A 22,201-nucleotide genomic window follows, 5' to 3' on the forward strand; every position below is an offset into this window, starting at 1 on the left:
ACCTTCTACTTTACCACAGCACTCGTAGTAGATTTGAGATCCCAAAATCTCCTGCAGGATTACGTGATAGATGAGCGTCCTCTGCATCGTGCTACGTTCGGTTGCCGAACGCCCAGAAAAGGTCAAGCCCAATAGAAACGAATAGGACGAGGTTATCTGGTAGTTTTTAGCGCCGCACGGTTTGGGGCGTAGCCAGTTCCTAAGACCCATGGTTTTTCCTTTTAGGTCATGAAAAAATGAGTGCATGCAAAGGTGGAAAAGACGTGGCACGTGGATGCGACTTGGCGTGCTTTTCGCCTGCTATCTTTTACTGCCTGCGCTTACTAGGGCGGCCATCGGAGTGTTCTGCGCCCCTGATTCAGGAATGATGCTGTTTATCTTGATGCTGTTCATAGCATTTCCGCTAATCACCGTCTCGCTAGCCGCTTGGGACGGGTTCTGGTAAGGATTCACCGTTTTGTGGACGTTCCTGCCGCTTCTATTTTTCATGGTGCCCATGCTGATCTTTTTCAACGAATCCGCGCTGATCTACGGGGCCGCCTATTCACTGCTAGCAGTAATAGCTAACAAGATCGGCAGTTTGTTTCACTCAAAGGCTCACAGTATCAACAGTCCCCGCGAATCGTAAACCGCACTGTTGTTTGAGGCATTGCTGCTCCGATACGTGCTGAGGCAGTTAGCCCGGTTATTGCTAGTGGCCGCGCTAGGGTAGGGCAGCTACGGTCGGGGTGCGAGGCGGGCAAACTTTTCTAACTGTTTCGCGCTGCCGTAAATTTGGACTTGGTCGCCTTCAGTTAGTTCTACTGCCCCCAGTACCGGTTGCCACTGGTTTTCCCGCAGCACCGCCACAATTTTGACCCCGTGCCGATTCCAAAGGTCAACCTCATCGAGCGGCCCGGCTGCAGACTTGGGAAGAATAGTTCTAACCATGGCGGTGCCGGAAGACAGTTCTACGTAGTCCAGGTTTACCCCGCGTACCAGGTGAGCAACCCTGCGCCCCATCGCTACCTCGGGGTAAACGATATGGGGAACTCCAATCTGTTCCAAGATACGTCCGTGGGCGGTTCCGGAGGACTTTGCCCACAGGTTCTTAACCCCCATATCGGTGAGCAGGGAGCAGGTGAGGATAGAGGCCTCCACATGGGGGCCGCCAATCCCGACTACTACGCCATCACAATCAGCGACACCGAGTTCAGTAATGGAAGCAATATCGGTGGCATCGGTTTGCGCCACCTGGCTCAAGATGCCGTTATTGCGGTTTACTACCGTCTCATTTAAATCGATACCGATAACTACGGCATAGTCGGACATCAGTTCGCGGGCGACGGCGCTGCCAAAGCGTCCTAAGCCCAGCACTGCATAAGTAGGTTTAGAGAAATTAACCAATGATCGGCCTTTCTGTGGGGAAGGAAATCTTAGAGGCACTAGGTGCGAAAGCGAGTGCGGTAGCAACCGTAATCGGACCTAATCGCCCAATAATCATTAAAGCTATAAGTATTAACTGCGAAGGATCGTTAAGTAGCGGCGTTATTCCGGTAGATAGACCTACGGTACCAAAAGCGGAGAACACTTCAAATAGGGTTTGCGACAAGTTGAAGTGGGTTAAGAACATGATCGAAATGGTGGAAGTAACCACCAAGATGAATCCCAGCACCACCACCGCGACTGCTTGATGGACGACCTCGGAAGAAATGCTTTTCCCAAATACTACTGCTTGGTTACGGCCGCGGATAACCGCAGCGACAATCGCCAGGAGGGCAAACATGGTGGTGATTTTGATACCCCCGGCAGTTCCGGCCGGTCCAGCGCCGATAAACATAAAAGTGTCCATCGCAAACAAGGTGGATTCGTGCATTTGTCCAATATCTATCGAGTTAAAACCGGTGGTGCGGGTTTGGACTGCTTGAAATATTCCGGCCAGGATCGCGTCCGCGGTGGGGAGTTTGCCCAAAGTTTTCGGGTTGTGCCACTCGAAAGCCGTAACCAATAGGGAAGAAAATACCAGCAGACCGCCGGTGCCAGCTATCATCATCCGTGTGTGCAGTGACCAGCGGTAAGGCTTGAATAGGCTGGTACGCAGTTGGAAGAGGACCGGGAATCCCAAACCTCCGATAATGATCGCAATGATCAGGGGCAGACATACCCCCCAATCTCCTACAAAGGAAGACATATTGTCGGAATAGAGGGCGAAGCCGGCATTATTAAAAGCCGAAACTGCATGAAATACCCCATGCCAGAGGGCGCGCGGCAGCGAATACCCTAGGGACAGGAAACGAATCGTCAGGGGAATAGCGGTGAGTAGCTCAACCAGGAGGGAAGTTCCCAGTACCCGGCGCAACAGCACGCCCAACCTGCCGGTGACGCTGCGCCGCTCGGCCGCTGAAGCTAACTTGGCGCTATGACTTTCTCGGCGGATTACTGCTTGCGCGAGCACGGCTGCAAAACTCATCACCCCGAAGCCGCCTACCTGTATTAATAGTAAAATTACGACTTTGCCAAAATCCGTCCAATAGGTGGCGGTGTCAACAATCGTCAAGCCGGTAACGCAGAGGGCAGAGGTGGCGGTAAATAAGGACGGAAGTAGCGGCAGGCCCCCGACATGCACCGTTGATAACGGCAGCATTAGTAGGCAGGTTCCTATCAGCAGGGCGATGAGGAACCCGGATAATATCACTGCCGCATAGTTAAAATAATGCCGCTGTGTTTTGGACACGAACTGCATCCTACGCAGCATTGCCCCCTCCTGCAAATGCGCGATTCTCTCCGAAAATAGTTGGGTGTTTCTCCTAGTCAGTAGGTATTGCTAGTTATTAGCTTGGAAAATACTTTTCGGGAGATTTTTGTGCAATCAGCGGGACTCTATTGGTGTTTTTGTCGGCGCCTATCCTGGTAGTTAGTGCAGTAAATCCGTTCCGCCTTTAGGGTTAGGATCCGTAGCCAGCTGGGAAGGTAATCGCGATTAGGATCAACTCAACTGCCAGCGCCCCTAGCAAACTGAACTGTTCATGCAGTACAAATGCTCCTATTATCGCTGCTACCGCCGGATTTAAAGCCGATAATAGTCCGGTCATTTCTGCCGATACTCGCGCCTGAGCAACCAGTTGGAAAGTGAAACCAAAAACCGTGCACACCACGACCTGTATTCCTAGCATGCCCCATTGCGCGGACGAGGAAGGCAAATGTGGGGATTCCAAGAAAAGACTGGCGAACCCAGCAAACAGTGCCAGCGTACGCAGTTGAATAATGCCGACTGCGAATCCCTCCTCGGGGCTGTGGGTTAAACGATCGGTAACGATGATGGTGACTGCGTAACAGACGGCTCCCAGCAGGGCGATTAACAGTCCCGCAGAAAATTCCCGCCCGGCAGCGTCAGCATCCCTACTTCCGCAACCGCCAGGAATGCCGATCGTAGCATCAAGAGATTAGGGCGCACCCTCGCCAAAGCGGCTGTTGCTAGTGGCACCATCACAATATTGGTGTGTTCAGTCAGTGCTACCGGACCGGTATCTGCCATGGTCAAAGCAGTAAGCTCCAGTGACATCACCAAGAAATATAGGAAGCCAATCAAGAATCCCGCTACCCATACTTTCCGGCTGGCACGATAGAAGCGTCGGGCAAATATCGCTGCCAATATCAGGAAAGCAATCCCAAAACGTAGCGTCAAAACGTTGGAAGGTGCTCATGGTTTCTAACAGCAGTTTGCTGAATATAAACGAAGTACCCCGAGCCATCATCACCAGAGCTAACAGTATTTCCAGTCCGTGCGCACTCGTTTTCTTCATCTTGGTCACCCTATTAACGAAGAGGGTGGCGAAGATGCCAGGATTCCAATACTGAAATCCTGGTTACTAATTTTGGGGTATCCCGTTAACGCTGGATTACTCGTTGGCGAATGTCTTGCAGTTGTTTGGGGGAGGGCTCATCGCTGGCCAGTCCGAACGGCATTTGCGCATCTAACACCCAGGTTTCGGGCAGATCGAACATTTGCTTCACCGCGTGGTCGATTACCGGATTGTAGTGTTGCAGGGAAGCTCCAATTCCAGCCTCCCGGAGCGCTACCCACAGTGAAAACTGCAGCATTCCCAGAGATTGTGCCGCCCAATGCGGGAACTTGTCGGCGTATGTAGGGAACTTGCCCGCCATTTCTTCGGTGACTGCCTGGTCATAAAAGTAGAGAATAGTGCCGTATCCAGCCCGGAAAGAATCAATTTTTTCCCGCGGAACCTTCCCCTCGAAAACCTCAAAAACCCGATTCCAGAGGGCGTCCTGATTCTCTCCAGTAACTACCAGGAGTCGTTGCGACTGCATATTGAAAGCATCCGGCACCTGCGCGGTTACCTCATCAATCAAATCGAGCAGTTCCTGATGGCTCAGGGGAATCTCCCGGTTAAGTTGGTAGCGGGAGCGTCGATTGCGCAAAAGTTCCAAGGTTTTCATAGCTATTCCTTCCGTCTGTTTCCTGATAATCGTCTCGAACAATCCTCGCGGACGCTAGCAGCGACAGCAGAATTCAGCTCCCGGCACATAAACGCTTATCCAGCAGTTTTTATTATCGACAGTCAAAAAGGAATAACCGATACTTGCTTGCTGCGAAAAACTATAAGCTAGCGCCTGTGGATACGGTGCGGAGGTGGGGCGGAATCTTTAAAAAAGTTTTATATTCTTGAGCGTGACAGACGTAAGTTTTAATAGCGACCGAGGGTAATCGAAACTTCAGGCGGTCAGTAGAAATAGCTAAAACTTGAGGCAGTCGCGCTAAATAGGTACTACCAGCTTCAGGGGGGTAAGAAATGAGGACATATGAGTCAGGAACTGAGCTAGCTGCCGAGATTACTAAACGGGCTAATTTGTTTATCGGTGAATTTGCCGAGGTTCCTGCGGGTAGTTGGGATTTGTTAGTCGAGGGGGTAGATCGCACTCCCCGCCAGATACTTGCTTACCAGTTGGGGTGGATGGAGCTTTTACTGGGATGGGAACGCGATGAACAAGCCGGTATCGAGGTGGTTACTCCCTCTCCCGGCTACAAATGGAATAAATTGGGCGGCCTGTATGAGTCTTTTTATAAGCGTTGGGAGCAGGTTGAAACCGCAGAGCTGATTGATCACTTCCAAGCGCTGCTAGATGAAGTTATTGAACTGGTAAATACTCTCAGTGCAACCGAACTGTTCGCGCCTGACCAGCGAGCATGGGCATCGTCTACCCCCTCGGCCTGGCCGGTGTGGAAATGGATACATATCAACACGGTTGCCCCGTTTACTACCTTTCGCACCAAAATCAGGAAATGGAAGAAACTAACTGCTCGCTATCCATCAACAAAGCATCAGCTAAATCGGTAATAGAACTAGAAGTGTTTATCACTGAAGAGAATAAATCCCGTTTACGCTGTTGAAGTTGAGAAACCTTTTCTTCAATAGTTCCTGCCGAAACCAGGCGGTAGACATTGACCGGGCGTTCTTGCCCGATGCGGTGGGCGCGGTCGATTGCTTGCTCTTCCACCGCCGGATTCCACCATGGATCCATCACAAACACATAGTCGGCGGCAGTCAAAGTAAGTCCCGTGCCGCCTGCTCGCAGCGAAATCAAGAATGCTCGTGCGTCTCCCTCGGAAAACTCCTTAACTACCTGGTCACGCTGCCGAGTAGACCCATCCAGATAGGTAGTTTTTATTCCTGCCTCCTCTAGGGCTTCTTTAATCAACTTTAAATAAGAGGTGAACTGGGAAAATACCAAGGCTTTATGGCCAGGTATTGCCTGTAACTGTTCCAACAGAGCGTTAGTTTTCGCGCTAGTTATCCCGGCGCGTCCTCCTACCAGACGCAGGTCTAAGCTGGCTCTCCGCAGCGCCGTCAGCGCCGCCAAAATTGACATCCGATCCCCGGATCGCAGCAACCCGCTAACCTGGCGGCGTGCCTGGGTTTCCAGTTCCCGATAGGCGGTGCTATGTCCCGGCTCTAAATCAACCCGCAACACCTGTTCAATCTTGGGAGGTAAATCTGGCGCTACCTCTGCTTTAGTGCGCCGTAACATATAGGGCGCCACCAGCGAACGCACCTGACTCAGCCCGCGCAGTTGCAGGGCAGCAAACTGTTCCCGTGAAAGCAAAGTGCCTGGTTGTGCTAAAGATAAAATCGCATGTAAATCGGCTAAAGAGTTTTCTAGGGGAGTGCCGGTAGCACAAATCGTCCAGTCTCGGCGCATATCGGCGAGGACGCGCCAGGCTTGGGTGCGCGGATTCTTCACTAGCTGTGCTTCGTCACAGATAACTCCCTGCCACTGAGGCTCTAAGAAAGCCTCTGCATGGCGGCGCAGCAACCCGTAGGAGGTAACCACTAAATCTGCGCCGCTGAAACCGTCTTCGATCTCGGTGCCGCTACGCAGCGCCTGCACTTCCATCTCGGGATAAAAACGTTGCGCTTGAGACTCCCAAACATTAATCACTGAAGTGGGCGCCACTACCAGCACCGGATTCGAGGTGGGTAAGGATTTAATCGCTGCTAGAATCTGCAGAGTTTTTCCCAGCCCCATTTCGTCGGCCAGCACTGCTCCGGGCCCAATCGAGAGTTGCGCCAGCAGCCAGGACACCCCCGTACGTTGATATTCGCGCAGCTTGGCGGTGTGGGGCGGGGCTATGGGTGGCAACTTTAGTTGGCGTGAATTCCAGGCTTCTAGGCCGCGCACCTTTGCCTGCGTACCCTCCAGGATCTGAGAAAGGTCAATAATCGCCGGGTGAATGCCGCGCCGATTAAGGGTCGCACGCTCACTAAGCAGGCTCAATTGATCCAGATCTGCTTCGCTCAAGTAAGTATCGCTATCGATTAGCCCGCCCCGCTCGCGAATCTGGGCGATATCGGAGGCCGAAAAGTCGCGGTCATCTAAATGTAACCGCACATTCGGGGTAAACCAACCGTAAGTATTGGGAACTAAATCCACGATGATCTGCCCGCCCCTTTGCGAAAACGAACGGGGAATGCCGCTACGATTAACCGCTAAGTCTTGACCGTCAAAAACGGTTTCCAGCTCATCTAACAACTGGTTTATGCGGTGAGCGGGGCAAGAAAGAAAACTATCGAAAGTGAAAACTCCTTCTTGGCGGCGTAACCACTTTGTCACCTGGGTTTTCAGCTGCGCAATCTGGTCAGGCGGGGCGCTAGTTTCAATCTTTTCACCCTCAAGTTCGCGCATTCCGCGCAGGTGAATCCGGTAAAGATCGTCTTCTCGGGAAGTTCCCACTTCAAGCAGGTAGCGATATTTTGGGAACTCAAAACTGTTATCCAAAGAATAAACCGGGAAACTATCGCTAAGGCGCGGAAAATCTCGCAACAAAAAATCCGCTAAATCCCCTTGTGGCACCCGCACCGGTTTCGCCCCCAACACCCGGTTGAGCTGCCCGAAACGATCATCCCAGAAGGCAAAGCACCCCAGCTCCGCACTGGCCACCAGTTCGAGGCCAGCCGCCACACAAGTAGCAGCCACTGTGCGCCCCGCCGGATCTTGACCGGCAGAAAAATCAATCCCGAAGCGCAGCGCCACGTCCCCAGTAACACAAATATCTAGGAAAGGACGCGCCACAATTGGAGAGAAACGCAGTGGAGTGAGGGGCTCGGTGCCGAGGGCAAAAGAAAATCCGGCGCGTGCCAAAGAGCGAATAGCGGGGGATACCTGCGCTGCCTCCTCGGAAGATAGTCGCTGGGGAGCCTTTTCCAATATCCCGGCCACCTGTCGCAGGCAGCTGAGCTGCGTCCTATCTAAACCGGCAGAAACCGACTCCCATTTAGTTTGGCAAAGGTCGCGCCAACTGGCACGATTGCGGGTCCAAGTGCCCGAAACTTCCCGGCGTAGAGGATGGAAACTACCATCCAATTCGATACAAATCCCCAGGTCGGCGCCAGGAGTTATTTCAGGACGCGGGGAGGTAAACATCGCGCCTAGCAGGCGACGCCATGTCGGTTCCTGGTCATTACTACTCACGCGTTCCTCCGGGCTCATCCTTTCTACTTTAGCAAGGAGGCTAGACTGGGCTCTATGAAGATTGTGCGATTTCGGATTGATGACCACCCTATTTACGGTGCTTTAGAGGACGGAAGTGAGCGGATAGTCGCCCTCAAAGGTGACCCCCTGTTCCAAAAGGCGGAACCCTCCGGACAGCTCTATAGCCTAGAGGAAGCGCGGCTGCTATCTCCGGTGATTCCCCGCTCGAAGGCAGTTAGCTGCTGCGCGAATCTGCCGGGATCAGCGGCTGGTGTGGGGCAGTGGCCACAGGTGGCTATCAAACCCAATACGGCGGTGATTGGACCAGATGACCCCATCGCCATTCCTGCTTGGGGAGGTGGCACGACGCGCGCCTTCGTGGGGCTCGCAGTAGTTGCTAAAACTATTTGTAAAAATGTCACTGCCGAACAGGTGGGGTCGGTGATCGCTGGGTGGACTATCGGGGTAGACTTTGCGAGTGGCGGGGATGAAATTAGTTTCACTCAGTCCAAGGCTTGGGATACTTCTGCCGCGATAGGTCCGTGGATTGTAGTTGACCCTGGTTTTAATCCCGATAACGTCACCATTAGCGCCAGCGTTTCCGGCGGGGAGGTCGCCTCCGTTAGCAGCGTCGACTTTCCGCTAACAGCCGCCGAAGCCTTCGCTAAAGTGAGCGCCATGATGACCCTGCTACCCGGGGACGTAGTGATGGTAGGAGGAATTGAGTTGCCACAGCCCTTAAGCGCTGGTGAGCGCCTAACAAGCGCCATAACCGGGGTAGGACAGATGGAAAATATGGTGGTTAGCGCCAACCGCTAACCCATTTACACCACCTGCTGTGCAGGGCCCTAATCATTTTCTGCTTCTCGCAGGGCGCTAGCTAGCCGCCGGGTCATCTCCAGGAACAGGTAGCGGGGAGTAGCGGCGTTAAGCCGCAACAAACCGGGGTATCCGGTACCCAGGATTTCGCCGCCATTTACCCCTACTCGCGCTTTCTCCTCCGCGATTTTGACCGGGTTTTCGCAATAGTTACTCGCGTCCCATAGTGACAGGTAGGTGCCTTCAACTTCCGGGATTTGCAGCCGCGGGGCAATCTGCAGCGCCAAATCCTGGGAGCAGGCAAGATTTTCGCGAATATAAGCTTTGATTTCTTGCAGCCAAGCGCCGCCCTCTTGATAAGCGGCGCAGGCAGCCAGTGCCCCTAGGGGAGTCGCGCCCATCGCTAGCTGGGTAGTTAACCCTGACTCTTCAAATTGATCGCGTAGCGGCGAGGGCGGCAAAACCATTTGTGCGCAATGGAGTCCCGCCAAATTCCATCCTTTAGAGGCTGCATGCGCGGTAACCGTAATCTGGGTAAAATCAGGATCTAGGCTAGCGAAAGGAATATGGCGAGCCTTATCGGTAAGCACCAGGGGAGCGTGGATTTCATCCGCAAACACCGTTACCTGATGGGCAAGTGCCAGTCGCCCAACTTTTTTCAGCTCGGATTCGCTAAGGACTCTCCCGGTGGGGTTCCAAGGGTTACAAAGCACCAGCAGCTTAGCTTTTTCTTGACTAAGGGCTCTATCGAGCGCCGCAAAATCCAGCTCCCAACGTCCCTGGTGATACCGGCTTTTAACTTCTATTAGTTCTCGTCCTGCCTGGGTGGGGATAGTCAAAAAGGGCATATAGGCCGGAGTGGGAACCACCACCGCTTCCCCGGCTTTAGTCGTCAGTTGGATTTGGGCCCGCAGAATCGAAAGCACATCGGAGGAAATAAACACATCCTCGGCGCTAACCTGCCACCCATAGGATGCAGCGAGAAAACGCCCGGTTTCTTCCCGGAGGTCATTGGCAAGGTCAGGCGGCATGTATCCAAAGAAACCGTCATCGATAGCGCGATGCAGGCAGCGTTCAACCGCAGGAGCGGTTCCAAAATCCATTTCCGCAACCCACGCTCCCCATAAAGGCTCGCCCTCGAAGGTCTTTCCTGTCCATTTTAAAGATCCGCGGCGGCGTAGTTCTTGCAGGGATAAGTGGTCATAATCTTGCATGTATCCACCCTACGCCTCTAGCTGTACCCGGGGTGGCTTACTGCTTAGGGCAGGCTATCGAAAACGAATTGGAAACAGGTGGTCGGTTTACCCAATCCCCTAGGTTCGAGAATCAGGCGAGGCGCGAAGTAGAATCAAGGGGAACGAACGATTTTACGCAAGGAGATTATAGGTATGAATCCGGATTCTACTTCCCCTATTCGGGTGCGGTTTTGCCCTTCACCCACTGGTACCCCACATGTGGGAATGGTGCGTACCTGCCTATTTAACTGGGCATACGCGCGCCACACCGGGGGAACTTTCGTTTTCCGGATCGAGGATACCGACGCCAAACGTGACTCGGAAGAATCTTTCCAGCAAATCCTAGAGTCGCTGCGCTGGCTGGGGCTAGATTGGGACGAGGGCGTGGATAAAGGCGGCCCCTACGGCCCCTACCGGCAGAGCGAACGGATGGATATCTATAAAGAGGTAGCAGATAAGCTGCTTGCCGGGGGATATGCTTACGAATCCTATTCCACCCCTGAGGAAATCGCGGCGCGTCATAAGGCTGCCGGTCGTAACCCGCATCTGGGCTATGACGGTTATGACCGCACCCTGACCGAGGAACAAATCGCTGCTTTCCGCGCGGAAGGCCGCCAGCCGGTTTTGCGTATGCGGATGCCCGATGAAGATATTACTTTCCATGACCTAGTGCGCGGAGACATCACTTTCCAAGCCGGTTCCGTTCCCGATTATGTGATTGTGCGCGGCGGAGGTGACCCCCTCTACACCCTGGTAAACCCGGTAGATGACGCCCTAATGCATATCACGCACGTGCTGCGCGGGGAAGACCTGCTCTCCTCCACCCCCCGCCAAATTGTGTTATACCGCGCCCTCATCGAGTTAGGAATCGCCGATCGCGTCCCCGAGTTCGCGCACCTGCCATACGTCATGGGGGAGGGAAACAAGAAACTATCCAAGCGTGACCCAGAATCTAACCTGCTATTGCACCGGGAAAACGGGATGATCCCCGAAGGGCTCGTGAACTATTTAGCGCTGCTCGGATGGGCTTTATCAGCCGACCGAGACGTGTTTAACAAAGAAGAAATGATCGGGGCCTTCGATATTGAGGACGTCAACCCCAATCCGGCGCGTTTTGACTCCAAGAAAGCACTGGCGATTAACGCCGACCATATTCGGATGCTGGAAGTTGGCGATTTCACCGAACGGATCGTTCCCTACCTGCACGCCGGCGAATTCGTAAGTGCCGATAACCTAGCCGATTTAACGGAGAAAGAAAAACAGCTTTTAGAGGCCGCCGCTCCGCTTGCCCAAAGCCGGATGCAGGTACTGTCTCAAGCTAAGAGCCTGCTGGGATTCTTATTTATTGCCGATGACCAGGTGGAATACCAAGAAAAACCGCTGCGCAAACTCAAAGATAATGCTCCGCAGGTGCTAGCAGCCGCGGCTGAAGTGGTAGATGGCTTGCCAGACGGCCAAGTTGGCGAGACCGGAACCATTGGAGATTCAGAGGCCGTAAAAGCCGCTATGAGCCAGGTAATGGTCGAAGAAATGGGGCTGAAACCGCGCGTTGCTTTCCAACCGCTCTTTATGGCGATCACCGGCTCTAACGTGTCGATTCCGGTATTTGACTCCATTGGAATCTTGGGGAAAGAGGCAACTATAAAACGCCTACGTAAACTGCAAAACCGTCTGGAGCAGGCGTAATGCAGGTGATTAGTCACACAAGGAAATTATTTGAAGCGGGATAACCTACTGGGTTAAAGTAGGTGACTGTGCGATTAAGCGTGAGCTTAGTTGAACAGCCCTTGGGGTATGGTGTAATCGGTAACACAGCTGATTCTGGTTCAGCCATTCTAGGTTCAAGTCCTGGTACCCCAGCAAAAATGGGAACCTGTTGGTTCTTGTTTCTGGCCCCCATAGTCTAGAGGCCTAGGACACCGCCCTCTCACGGCGTAGACACGGGTTCGAATCCCGTTGGGGGTACCGCTAAGGATTTTACCCTTTTAACTTTGGTTTACTTTTACCCTGATAAGCTTTTTAGTCCCAAAGTCGAAACTTTCGCCAATGCTAAAGTGATAGTCATGTCTGGAAAAATTGTTGCTACTCGCGGGATGCGAGACTTTTTACCCACCGAAAAAACTTGGCGTGAACGCGTGCTTAGCGTTTTGCGTGATACCTATACGTCCCTGGGGTTCATGGAAATAGAAACCCCTGCCCTAGAGCCGATCGAGCGGCTACAATCTGGGCAAGGTGGGGAAAACGAAAAAATGATTTTCCAGGTGATGCGGCGCGGTTTGGATCCGCAAGCCGGCATCCTGCCCGCCGAGGCCGTAGACCTGGGGCTGCGCTATGACTTGACTCTTCCGCTAACTCGCTATTTTGCCAGTCACCAGGCGGAGCTACCGAATGTGTTCCGTGCCTTCCAGACCGGTCCAGTCTGGCGTGCTGAGCGTCCGCAAAAGGGGCGTTTCCGCCAGTTTAACCAGGTGGATATCGATATTCTGGGGGAAGCTTCTTTCAGTGCGGAGGTGGAAATCTTAGCGACCGCTTGGAGCGCTGTCACCAAACTGGGACTAGACAAAGACTCTACCGTGTTGATTAATGATCGCCGTTTCCTGCGCGACCTGATGAGCGCTGCCGGTATTGATGGCGATAAGCACGATAGTGCCTTTATCACCCTGGATAAGATGGAAAAAATCGGTCAAGAGGCAGTGATTAAAGAACTGGTTACTCACCAGATTGCTAGTGATAGCCAAGCTCAATCTTTGGTGGAGGCGGTAGCTAGCATTTCCGCTGTAGACCTGCAAGCAGATATGAATACATTGGAAGTAGCTGCTTTGCAAACCGAGCTGCCACTATATGACCTGGGAGAAATCGCTGCTCAGGTTGGTAAAATCTGCCCCGATATTAAAATCAAGTTCACCCCCACTTTGGTGCGCGGTATGGGGTACTACACCGGTCCGATTTTCGAAGTTTCCCACACTGCCTCTGGTTCCTCGATTTGTGGAGGAGGGCGCTATGACGGGGTAGTAGGGCGCTGGCTCGGGCGAGATGTTCCGGCCGTGGGCTTCAGCTTCGGTTTTGAGCGGATTGTGGATCTAGTATCCCTGCCTGAGGAAGGACAGCAGCTAAAGGTGGCGCTGGCCTATCAAAAGCCCCATGAAGCTCTCGCGGCTTTGCATCTGCGCGAAGGGCTGCTGGCAGCTGGAGCCAGTAAGGCCGGCCTGCTGAAAGCCCCCCGTAAAATGTCGGCTGGCTTCTTCGAGCAAGCAGCCTCCCTCGGCTATAACCGAGTGTTGCTGCCTAGCCGTTACTTAGAGGCAGCCGAGCAGAATAACCCGGACTTTGCGGCTTTGCTGGAGCAGGCACGCGTCCTCGAAAACTAGGAACGAGGGCGAAGAACGAGGGCGCGAAACCGCCCCAAGTATCCGGGGAACTGTTTTTGGGGAACTGGGGACAGTGTATTCACCCTGCGCAGTAAGCCACTGGGGAATGGAGGTTGGCCAGAGCTACTACTTTAGCTTTGGATCTTTCCAGCAGCTTTTAAGTGTCGCACCCGAATTTGCAGAGCGATAGCGGCCAAGATCACTGAAGCAAAAGTTCCCATAAGTACCCCGAGGGAGCCCGCTTGGGTAAGTTCCGCGTTCCCTCTAAAGGCCAGGTGGGAGATTAGTAGCGCTACTGTGAAGCCGATACCAGCGGTTATCGAAACCGGAAGTACATCGCGCAGCCCTACGCCCTCGCCTAGAGTCAGGGGAGTTACCTTGGTAAATAAAGCTACGGAACCGAAGATTCCCAGTACTTTACCAAGCGGCATTGCCAGCATTACTGAAAGCGCGATCGGATGAGTAATCACGTTGAGGGGGCCTCCGGCCACATCCACCACGTTTACCCCGGCAGCGAAGAAAGCGAAGATCGGCACCGCCAGTCCCGCGCTAAAGGGGTTAACGGCTTCCGTCAAACGTTCAGTTTCTGGTTCGGTCTCGCCGGCGAGTTGTTTGGCAGGAACCGTCATTCCTAGCAGCACCCCAGAGATAGTGGCGTGCACTCCCGAGTCAAACATGAAATACCAGGTAACAATGCCCAGAGGAATCAGTATCCACCAGCGTCCCCAGCGTTTTTGGGCTAAGAAACCAAAAATTGCGGCGCAGACAAACGCCAGCAGGAGGGAAATAAATTTCATTCCAGTGGCATAGAAGATGGCGATTACCAAAATCCCACCCAGGTCATCGGCGACTGCCAGGGTTAGCAGGAAGGTGCGGGCAGCTTGCGGCAGGCCGCGGCCAAAGATCTGCAGAATCGCCACTGCGAAAGCGATATCGGTAGCGGTGGGAATCGCCCAACCATGCCAGGCATTATCCCCAGAAATCGCAGTTCCTATCAGGTAGACGGTGGCCGGCCCGATCATCCCGAATATCGCGGCGATAATCGGCATAGCGGCAACTTTAATGTTATGTAGCGACCCCACTGCGAACTCTTGTTTGAGCTCTAGTCCCACGGTGAAGAAAAACAGGGTCAAGATTCCGTCCTGTGCCCATTCGTGCACCGATAGGTGTAGTCCCAAGGAGCGCGGACCAAACTCGAAGTTCGAAAGCGCCATATAGCCTTCCCGCACCGGAGAAGGAGCGTTCGCCAGGATCAGTGCCAAGATAGCGGCCGAGACCAAAATCATACCGGCCACAATGTCATTTGCTAACACCCGTTTAATCGAGGTAGCGACCCCATGGGGAGCATCATCGCTGTAATCCTTGGGGGAAGGAGCCGCTAAATCCTGGTAGTCAGGGGGAGTAACCAGTTCTTCAACCTCTTTTTCTAGCGGGAAATAATGAACATCCCGCTGAGGCTGATTCTTCGCGGATCCTTTGTTTTCGTCTCCAGGTTTTTCTCGCATGGCACTATGCTAGCGGTTATTCGTTTCGACAATTAGGAATGCCTGAGGTTTAATATGGAGTGGCGCTTTACAAAAGGCTTTCACTTTTGGTAAAACAAGACTTGGCCGGTGTGCACTAACGCAGACAGGGAAGAATAAAAGCCCTGGTAAAGCCCCCGTAGCCCAATCGGTAGAGGCAGCTGACTTAAAATCAGTCCAGTGTCGGTTCGAGTCCGACCGGGGGTACAACTCATTATTCTTACCGGACTCATCCAGAAACTTTTAAGAAACATTCACTAATAATTTGATTAGTGGCCTTACTTCCACCTCTGAAAAATACAGGGCGCGACTGCAGAAGTTGCAAAGGGGAGTGGCTGGTAATGGAACAAGGAGAGATCTAGATGGCAAATCCGGTTATGAATCAAGTAGGCGAGCAGATGCGTCGTACTCCCGCCGGCTATCCCGAAATGCCGGGGTACCAGGTGGGACGGAACGCGCAGCCGGCTAATCCCACATATCCGCAGTCCGCTACTCCTGGCGGCTTTTCGCAAACTACTTTTGACCAGGGCGAGCAAATAGGCCAGCCACAACGAGTTTCTCGTCCCATGACCTTAGACGATGTACTGGTGCGCACCGGCTTGAGTTTTGGGGTAATGGTACTGGGCGCGGCGGCGCTATGGTTTTGGGGCGTAAATGACTTAACGGCTAACGCGGGAACTATGCTCACCATTTCTTCACTTTCCGCTTTGGTGGCTTTCGCGCTGGTATTGGTCTCTTCTTTCCGACGTAAGCCTTCAGCGGCGATCACTTTGGGCTATTCCTTCTTTGAGGGACTATTCATCGGTGGGATTTCTGCTTTCTTCGAATACTCCTATCCCGGGATCGTAGTGCAGGCCTTGATTGGGACAGTAGCCGTCTTCGTTACCTGCCTGGTGCTATTTAAGTCAGGACTGGTGCGGGTTAATTCGAAGTTTATGAAGATCTTGCTGCTGGGCATGGTATCAATCTTGGTTTATCGTCTCTTGGCGATGGTTCTGGCGATGGTTACTCCTGCCAGTGCGCTAGGTAACATTGATCAAGTCACGGTACTGGGACTTCCCTTAGGGCTCTTGGTAGGGCTCTTCGCAGTGATTTTTGGGGCAATGTCCCTGATCTCAGACTTCGATATGGTTCGCGAGGGCGTACGCCTAGGGGTAGATAAAGAGATGTCCTGGAGCTGCGCCCTCGGGATTATGGTTACGGTGGTGTGGCTCTACGTGGAGATCCTGCGAATCCTGGCGATCCTAAGAGACAACTAAAAAACTTTGCTTCGGGGCGACTACAATAGGGCTAGTCGCCCCGAAGTACTTTTAGGGAGGAAATAGCTGTGCCGGTGATCGTAAGAACCCCCACTTTGGTTGATGCTGCCGGCGCGGCTATGGCGCATCGCCAGATTCTAACCGAAACTCTCGACACTAAAGCTCCGGATTCTTTTTGGGACAAGCACACCGAGGAGAAACTGCTCGCTTATTGGCATGAGCAAGTATTACAGACTAAAGGGCGCCGAATAGCCTTTGCTTCCAGGGGACGCCAGGTTGTGGGAATGGCCTACGTTCGACCCGCTCCTCAAAATGATCACCAGCTGGGACGAGCTCCCCGCAACCTAGATATTGCTTTCTTCGGCATTCTCCGCCAAGCGTATTCTACGGATATTGCCCAGCGTCTCTTAGATTATGTTCTCGATGCCGATACCCCGGCGCAAGCCTGGGTGTTGCGCTCAGATCAGGAGAAACGACGTTTTTTACGAGTGAATGGCTTCACTATGGATGGGCTTAGCGTCGTTGATGAAGATTCGGAACAAATGATTTCTAGAATGACCCGTTAGCAAAGCCTGAAAGCGGCGAGAGTCGGTTACCGGGGTTTTGCAAGTATCGAAACTGACAAGACTGCTCGTTTGGAAACTAGCTTAAGAGCGCTGCTAATCTTGTACTATGAACTCTCGTCTCGAACGAATACGGCAAACAGGACGCAAGTTACTAAGCAACCTTTCACGTCCCCAGCCAGAGAAAGCCCCTTCCCAACTGGATATTGAATCCTATAACCAGGATTTACCGGAAATGAAAGCAGAGGCTAATCCAGGATCCGAAGAAGAGGCGGTTCCGTTCACCTTACGGGTAGCGGCAGATTGGTCATGGCGCCTACTAGTGGTGGGCTTGGCTTTTGGTGCCTTTATATTCGTCGTCGCTAGATTCCAAGTGATAATGGTTCCGGTAGCTATTGCAATTTTGCTATCGGTGCTATTAGAACCGCTCTTGCGGCTGCTTTTTGTAAAACTGAAATTTCCGCGCACCTTGGCAGCGGCAGTGACCCTTGTTATCGGGTTGGGAATTGTGACCGCGATGATCTCTATTTCCACCACCCAACTGGCTACGGAACTCCCTAACCTGATAAGCAGAACCAAAGAGGGCGTAGACGAAGGGATCAGCTGGCTGGCGACCGGTCCGTTGAAGATGGACACGGAGACTGCCTCGAAACTATGGGAGCAAGCTCAAAGCCAGATCCAAAACTATGCTCGTGATAATGCCTCTTGGCTGGCCTCTAACGCATTGGGAACCATGTCTGCAGTGGCCGGAGCATTTACCGGGGCGCTTACTGCTTTATTTTGTTTATTCTTTTTCCTCAAAGATGGCCGTAAAATTTGGCAATGGTTTTTGCGGCTGCTTCCGCGTTCGGCGCGTCACCCCTTAAACGAAGCAGTTATTCGCGGCTGGGTTACTCTCGGCGCCTATACTCGCACCCAGTGTTTAGTGGCCGCGATTGATGCTATTGGTATTGGTGGTGGCGCCTACCTGATTGGGGTGCCGCTGGCTATTCCCCTGGCGATTTTGGTGTTCCTCGCGGCATTCGTCCCTATTTTGGGAGCGATTCTGTCCGGGATGATGGCGGTTGCCATTGCGCTGGTAGATAAAGGTTTCACCACCGCTATCGTGATGCTAATTATTATTTTGGTAGTACAGCAAATCGAATCCAATCTGTTACAACCGGCTCTCATGTCGAATGCGGTTAGTCTGCATCCGGTGGCAGTGCTGTTAGCGGTAGCCGGTGGCGGTGCCGCTATGGGAATCGTGGGTGCGGTCTTTGCAGTTCCGATTTTGGCTTTCCTGAATACTACTGTGCTTTACCTGCGTGGTTATGACAGTTTTATTCGGCTAAACTACCAGAAGGATCGTCCCGGGGGGCCTCCCGGATCTTTGGATCGTGAACTCGCGGAAGCGGCTCGCCCCAGCGAGCAGAACCTGTCGGAAGCTCGCCAGGCAAAGGAAGAAGCGGAGCAAGACACGGAGCGCCATACTCCTCGTGACCATGCAGAGCAAGCCGAAAAAATACAAAAGGAGATTCAAAGCACGCTTTCGGAGTTTGCCAGTGCCGATCCGAACCAGATGCTTCCCGGGGACGCGAAAACTGATTTTGAGATAGGAGCGACCACCAAAATCCAAAAAGTTGCCCAGGCGGAAAAGGCGGCTCGCGAAGAGGATCAAGCGGAAGGGGCAGCATCCCCGGAAATAGGGATCCCAGAAGCATCCGATAGCGAGGAATGAGTAATTACTTGCCCATGCGCCGTTCCCGCAAAGCAAAGTCACGCAGAGCGCGGTAGAAATCGATTTTTCGGAAATCTGGCCAGAAGGCTTCGCAAAAATAGTATTCCGAATGGGTAGATTGCCACATTAGGAATCCCGACAGACGCTGCTCCCCCGAAGTGCGAATAACCAAATCGGGATCTGGCTGTCCAGCGGTGTAGACATGCGAGGTTATTTCGTCGACGGAAAGCTCCCTAGCAACAGTTTCTAAGGTCGCGCCCGCCTGGGCTTTTTCCAGTAACAAGTTCCGTACGGCCTCGGTAATCTCTTCGCGTCCCCCATAACCGACCGCGATATTTACGGTCAAGGGAGAATTGGTACGCGTTTGGGATACCGCCTGCTGTAAACGCTTTTGTACCTGATCCGGTAGGAGAGAAAGATTCCCTAATAACCGCAGGTGCCACCGGCCAAGAGAAGCTATTTGTTCTACAACGGTACATATAATGTCAAATAGTTTAGTGAGTTCGTCTCCAGAACGCCGGAGATTATCGGTAGAGAGCATCCAAAGCGTAACTACCGGGATCCCAACTTCTTCACTCCACCCTAAAAACTCGAGAGCCTTGTCGGCGCCAACTTTATGCCCGGTTTCAGATTGTTCTCCGATTTGGTGAGCCCAGCGCCGATTCCCATCGAGAATTACCCCCACATGGCGCGGCAACGATTCAGTGGGGAGCGCCTTTTCTAGGTTGCGGGCATAGAGTCGGTAGACCAGATCTGTAAGGTGAGTCAAGCTTGCTCCTTTAAGGTTAATAGTTGGATTTTACCCCTATGACGCGTTGTTGACAGTATTGATCCCCTAGATTAGCGTAGGTGCACGGAAAGTATTCTGCCGTAGCTTTTTTGGAGCTAGGACAGGTTTCTATCTGACCTGAGGAGGACGGATGGCACCTGATGAGGGCGCATATACGCAGGTAAAAAAACGGGTAACGGATTCTTTGAATATTTTGCCCAAACCCAAAATGCGAGGGTGGATCCACACCGTTACCGTTCCGCTGTCCCTAGCAGCTTCCATTGTGTTGATTTGTTTAGCCAATACTGCTAATGAACGCTGGGCATGTGCGGTCTATTTGGTTTGTTCCCTGCTGCTTTTCGGGGTTTCTGCGCTGTATCACCGCATAGATTGGGGTAAACGTGCCCACAGCGTGATGCGTCGCTTCGATCATTGCAATATTTTCTTGTTGATTGCGGGATCTTATACCCCGATCGCAGTCTCCCTCTTGCCGTACCCGCAGGCGCGAAACCTGCTAGTACTGGTGTGGTTGGGCGCCTTGGCCGGAATCTTGCTCTCAGTTTTTTGGCCAGATGCTCCCCGCTGGCTGTATGTTCCGATTTATATCTTGCTAGGTTGGGTGGCTTTGGGTTATATGGGGCCGCTACGTGAGGCCGGGGGGCTAGCCGTGATCTGGCTGCTAGTTGCGGGGGGACTTTGTTACTCGATAGGAGCGGTTTTTTACGGGCTGCGCTGGCCAGGTAGAAACGCTCGCTACTTTGGGTACCACGAAATATTCCACTCCGGTACAGTGGCGGGGTGGACTTGTATCTGTATTGCCGCATATTTCGCGGTTTTGGCTTGATCTGAACGTTTATGCTGGCCAGGATGCCTAGTTTTGTTAATAGCAACTTTACCGGCAATTTGTTACACTGATACCTGCTGTTTTACTGACCGCGCTCGGCGTGGTCAGTCTTTTGTTTTATTAGCTAAGGAGAACACGATGGCCGACAAGACCTGGATGACCCAGGAATCATATGATCGTCTAAAAGAAGAGTTACGCCATCTCGAGGAAGAAGAGCGTCCGGCAATCGCCCGTAGAATTGATGAGGCACGTCAAGAGGGCGACTTAAAAGAAAACGGTGGCTACCATGCCGCTCGAGAACAGCAGTCTTGGAACGAAACTCGGATTCTGCAGCTAAAAGAAATCATGGAAAATGCTGAGGTAGGCGAGCCTCCTGCCGATGACGGCATTGTAGAACCCGGTATGGTTGTGAAAGCTACCTTGGGGAGGCGGGAAGTGAACTTCTTGATGGGTTCGCGAGAAGCCAGCCCGGATGTAGATATGGATGTTTATTCCCCGGATGCTCCTTTAGGTCAGGCAATTTTGGGGCACAAAGTGGGCGAAGTGGTCGATTATCAGGCTCCCAACGGTAAAACCATTCAAGTAAAGCTACTGGAAGTAACGCCCTACCAGTAATCGGGCTACCAACAATAGGGGTCTTTCGGGAAGCGTTTGCTGGCTACTCTACCTTTACCCACCGCCGCGCTGCCGGTGAAGTGATCGCCAAGATTGCCAATACCGATAAGGTAGTGGAAGTGATCCACAGGGGAGTACCAGAAGCACCTTCGATCCCTAAAGACTCCATCATTCGCACAATAACGGTCGCGGTTAGCACCACAAGTAATCCCAGGCGCATCCATTTTTGGTGAAACAAAGTACCCACGATTAAGACTGCGAGCAAGAGCGCTAACGCCATGAAACCGTATCCCGCCAGGCGGGTTTGGTAAAAGGTAAACCCTAATTCATCAGCGTATTTAGGGTTGGTAACCAAGATATAGCCAACCGCCGCCAGCTCTAGGGCATGCAGAACCGTCAAAGTAATTCCACAGGCCAAAGAGGTGGCCGGTACTTGACGATCGCGCAGGAATCGGTGCTTATTTTTCTTTTCTGCTTGTTCGCGGGAAGAACGCAAATACCCCTTATGCTGCAAAGCTAGATTTTCATGCGGATTTAAATACTCTTCACTTACCAGGTTGGCTTCAATCACCGGCATGCTGCCATCGGTTTGCACCCGGTCACCTCCGCCGTTGCGGGAGTGATAGGCACTAGTAGCATCGGGAATCACGTCCACCTCTACACTGGTGCAAGCATTGCGGACGGTGTCAACGACATGGTCACGTTCAATATCGATATTCTCGTCAATCTTGTGAGTGATTTGCAGAGTGAAGAGCGACAGGCCAACCGCTTTATCGAAAGTTGCTGCTGCCAGCCAATCTACCTGGATCCCTCCCGGTAGTTTCCACCCTTCGGGAACTTTCCAAAAACGCACATGGTGCCGTTGACTAGGGTTTCCATCCACTTCTTGTTGATAGGCAAAATCTTGTTTGCGGCCAAACAGATAGAGAGGGGAAACCGGCGCCGCTGGATAAGAACGCTTAAAAATACTGGCGAAAACAATTTTCCAAGACGAAGAAAGAGTGATCTCGTCAGCCATTGTCCAACCGGCTGCCTGCATCGCCAGGTGAATATCATCTTCTTCTCCCAGCCAAGCCAGGTTAATGGGATCCCCCAAAATCCCATCCCCAGTTTTAGAACGCCCAATGTAATAGTCCGGAACGTAGAGCGAAGACATTATTTGATGCAGCCGAGGCAATGCCAAATAAGCTAAAAGCACCCAGAAAAAAGTTAAATAAACCAAAATTACCAGGGAAAACTGGAAACCATGTTTTAGTAGTATCCAAGCCAGACGTACGGTTAAGACCGCCGCGATCACCACAAAAATGTAGTCAATGATCTGGTAGACAGTTAGGGGAGCAGAGCGGTGATACCTGAGCTTTTGCCCCAATTCAAAGGGTAGGTGTTCGTCAGTTTCGCCCGTTTGTTCCCCAACAGAACCTATTTCTGTAGTCGTCTCTAGGACGCCCTCGTACGATCTCTCCGGTGACGCTTTCTTGATTGCGGATTCTGGTTCCGGCCGGTTCTCGCTGGTTTCCATGG

At 52.6% G+C, this 22,201-nt stretch carries 19 protein-coding genes, 3 tRNA genes and 1 pseudogene; 12 read left to right on the forward strand and 11 right to left on the reverse strand.

Translation table 11 applies throughout. From position 1 onward, the window contains the following. The 6 genes and pseudogenes from RDM26_RS00005 to RDM26_RS00030 form a co-directional block, all read right to left on the reverse strand. A pseudogene (locus RDM26_RS00005) lies at positions 1-210 on the reverse strand (hypothetical protein); the annotation flags it as partial. A gap of 507 nt (positions 211-717) precedes the next feature. Further along, complete coding sequence (locus RDM26_RS00010) at positions 718-1,386, reverse strand: NAD-binding protein (protein ID WP_307737034.1); 669 nt, start codon at positions 1,384-1,386, stop codon at positions 718-720. After that, positions 1,379-2,713, reverse strand: a complete 1,335-nt coding sequence (locus RDM26_RS00015; RefSeq protein ID WP_307737035.1) for a potassium transporter TrkG — start codon at positions 2,711-2,713, stop codon at positions 1,379-1,381. Before RDM26_RS00015 ends, RDM26_RS00010 begins: the two co-directional genes overlap by 8 nt. A gap of 211 nt (positions 2,714-2,924) precedes the next feature. Then, entirely contained in the window at positions 2,925-3,407 is a 483-nt protein-coding gene (locus RDM26_RS00020; RefSeq protein WP_307737119.1) for an EamA family transporter, read from the reverse strand. Beyond that, positions 3,335-3,664, reverse strand: a complete 330-nt coding sequence (locus RDM26_RS00025) for a hypothetical protein (protein ID WP_307737036.1) — start codon at positions 3,662-3,664, stop codon at positions 3,335-3,337. Before RDM26_RS00025 ends, RDM26_RS00020 begins: the two co-directional genes overlap by 73 nt. A gap of 203 nt (positions 3,665-3,867) precedes the next feature. Next, entirely contained in the window at positions 3,868-4,437 is a 570-nt protein-coding gene (locus RDM26_RS00030; protein ID WP_307737037.1) for a nitroreductase family protein, read from the reverse strand. Positions 4,438-4,790: 353 nt separating this feature from the next. Here RDM26_RS00030 and RDM26_RS00035 point away from each other — a divergent pair, with 353 nt between their 5' ends. Continuing rightward, on the forward strand, positions 4,791-5,336 hold the full coding sequence (locus RDM26_RS00035; protein WP_307737038.1) for a ClbS/DfsB family four-helix bundle protein: 546 nt from the start codon (positions 4,791-4,793) through the stop codon (positions 5,334-5,336). On the opposite strand, the gene RDM26_RS00040 is transcribed toward RDM26_RS00035, so the two are convergent. Beyond that, complete coding sequence (locus tag RDM26_RS00040; RefSeq protein WP_307737039.1) at positions 5,275-7,968, reverse strand: SNF2-related protein; 2,694 nt, start codon at positions 7,966-7,968, stop codon at positions 5,275-5,277. The genes RDM26_RS00035 and RDM26_RS00040 overlap by 62 nt on opposite strands. A 54-nt stretch (positions 7,969-8,022) precedes the next feature. Between RDM26_RS00040 and RDM26_RS00045 the strand changes: the two genes are divergently transcribed. Next, positions 8,023-8,787 (forward strand): fumarylacetoacetate hydrolase family protein, encoded by a 765-nt coding sequence (locus RDM26_RS00045; protein ID WP_307737040.1) that lies wholly within the window; start codon positions 8,023-8,025, stop codon positions 8,785-8,787. A 29-nt stretch (positions 8,788-8,816) separates the two neighbouring features. Here the strand turns inward: RDM26_RS00045 and RDM26_RS00050 are convergent, their stop codons facing one another. After that, the gene (locus tag RDM26_RS00050) at positions 8,817-10,001 is read right to left on the reverse strand and encodes an aminotransferase class I/II-fold pyridoxal phosphate-dependent enzyme (RefSeq protein ID WP_307737041.1); all 1,185 of its coding nucleotides are present in this window, start codon (positions 9,999-10,001) and stop codon (positions 8,817-8,819) included. Positions 10,002-10,175: 174 nt separating this feature from the next. Here RDM26_RS00050 and gltX point away from each other — a divergent pair, with 174 nt between their 5' ends. From gltX to RDM26_RS00070, 4 genes are all read left to right on the forward strand, one after another. Beyond that, positions 10,176-11,708: a glutamate--tRNA ligase gene (gene gltX / locus RDM26_RS00055; protein WP_307737042.1), complete on the forward strand. Its 1,533-nt coding sequence runs from the start codon at positions 10,176-10,178 to the stop codon at positions 11,706-11,708. 102 nt (positions 11,709-11,810) lie between these two features. Then, positions 11,811-11,882, forward strand: a tRNA-Gln gene (locus tag RDM26_RS00060). 32 nt (positions 11,883-11,914) lie between these two features. Beyond that, positions 11,915-11,987, forward strand: a tRNA-Glu gene (locus RDM26_RS00065). 98 nt (positions 11,988-12,085) lie between these two features. Beyond that, positions 12,086-13,390 (forward strand): ATP phosphoribosyltransferase regulatory subunit, encoded by a 1,305-nt coding sequence (locus RDM26_RS00070; protein WP_307737043.1) that lies wholly within the window; start codon positions 12,086-12,088, stop codon positions 13,388-13,390. A gap of 131 nt (positions 13,391-13,521) precedes the next feature. Here RDM26_RS00070 and nhaA read toward each other — a convergent pair whose 3' ends face one another. Then, positions 13,522-14,895: a Na+/H+ antiporter NhaA gene (gene nhaA / locus RDM26_RS00075; RefSeq protein WP_307737044.1), complete on the reverse strand. Its 1,374-nt coding sequence runs from the start codon at positions 14,893-14,895 to the stop codon at positions 13,522-13,524. Between the two features lie 151 nt (positions 14,896-15,046). Between nhaA and RDM26_RS00080 the strand changes: the two genes are divergently transcribed. From RDM26_RS00080 to RDM26_RS00095, 4 genes are all read left to right on the forward strand, one after another. Then, positions 15,047-15,120 (forward strand) — tRNA-Leu (locus tag RDM26_RS00080). Positions 15,121-15,275: 155 nt separating this feature from the next. Next, positions 15,276-16,172 (forward strand): Bax inhibitor-1/YccA family protein, encoded by an 897-nt coding sequence (locus RDM26_RS00085; protein ID WP_307737045.1) that lies wholly within the window; start codon positions 15,276-15,278, stop codon positions 16,170-16,172. 68 nt (positions 16,173-16,240) lie between these two features. Then, positions 16,241-16,738: a hypothetical protein gene (locus RDM26_RS00090; RefSeq protein WP_307737046.1), complete on the forward strand. Its 498-nt coding sequence runs from the start codon at positions 16,241-16,243 to the stop codon at positions 16,736-16,738. Between the two features lie 106 nt (positions 16,739-16,844). Beyond that, a complete protein-coding gene (locus RDM26_RS00095; protein ID WP_307737047.1) occupies positions 16,845-18,452 on the forward strand; it encodes an AI-2E family transporter in 1,608 nt (535 codons plus the stop codon). 4 nt (positions 18,453-18,456) lie between these two features. Here the strand turns inward: RDM26_RS00095 and RDM26_RS00100 are convergent, their stop codons facing one another. Then, entirely contained in the window at positions 18,457-19,221 is a 765-nt protein-coding gene (locus RDM26_RS00100) for an isoprenyl transferase (protein WP_307737048.1), read from the reverse strand. A 151-nt stretch (positions 19,222-19,372) separates the two neighbouring features. Here RDM26_RS00100 and RDM26_RS00105 point away from each other — a divergent pair, with 151 nt between their 5' ends. Then, positions 19,373-20,065 carry a hemolysin III family protein gene (locus RDM26_RS00105; protein ID WP_307737049.1) on the forward strand — a complete coding sequence of 231 codons (693 nt, stop codon included), beginning with the start codon at positions 19,373-19,375 and terminating at the stop codon, positions 20,063-20,065. A gap of 138 nt (positions 20,066-20,203) precedes the next feature. After that, on the forward strand, positions 20,204-20,680 hold the full coding sequence (gene greA / locus RDM26_RS00110) for a transcription elongation factor GreA (RefSeq protein ID WP_307737050.1): 477 nt from the start codon (positions 20,204-20,206) through the stop codon (positions 20,678-20,680). A 43-nt stretch (positions 20,681-20,723) separates the two neighbouring features. On the opposite strand, the gene RDM26_RS00115 is transcribed toward greA, so the two are convergent. Continuing rightward, on the reverse strand, positions 20,724-22,199 hold the full coding sequence (locus RDM26_RS00115) for an LssY C-terminal domain-containing protein (protein ID WP_307737051.1): 1,476 nt from the start codon (positions 22,197-22,199) through the stop codon (positions 20,724-20,726). Positions 22,200-22,201: the final 2 nt, after the last annotated feature.

The sequence above is a fragment of the uncultured Varibaculum sp. genome, from assembly GCF_902489465.1.
Classification (GTDB): domain Bacteria; phylum Actinomycetota; class Actinomycetes; order Actinomycetales; family Actinomycetaceae; genus Varibaculum.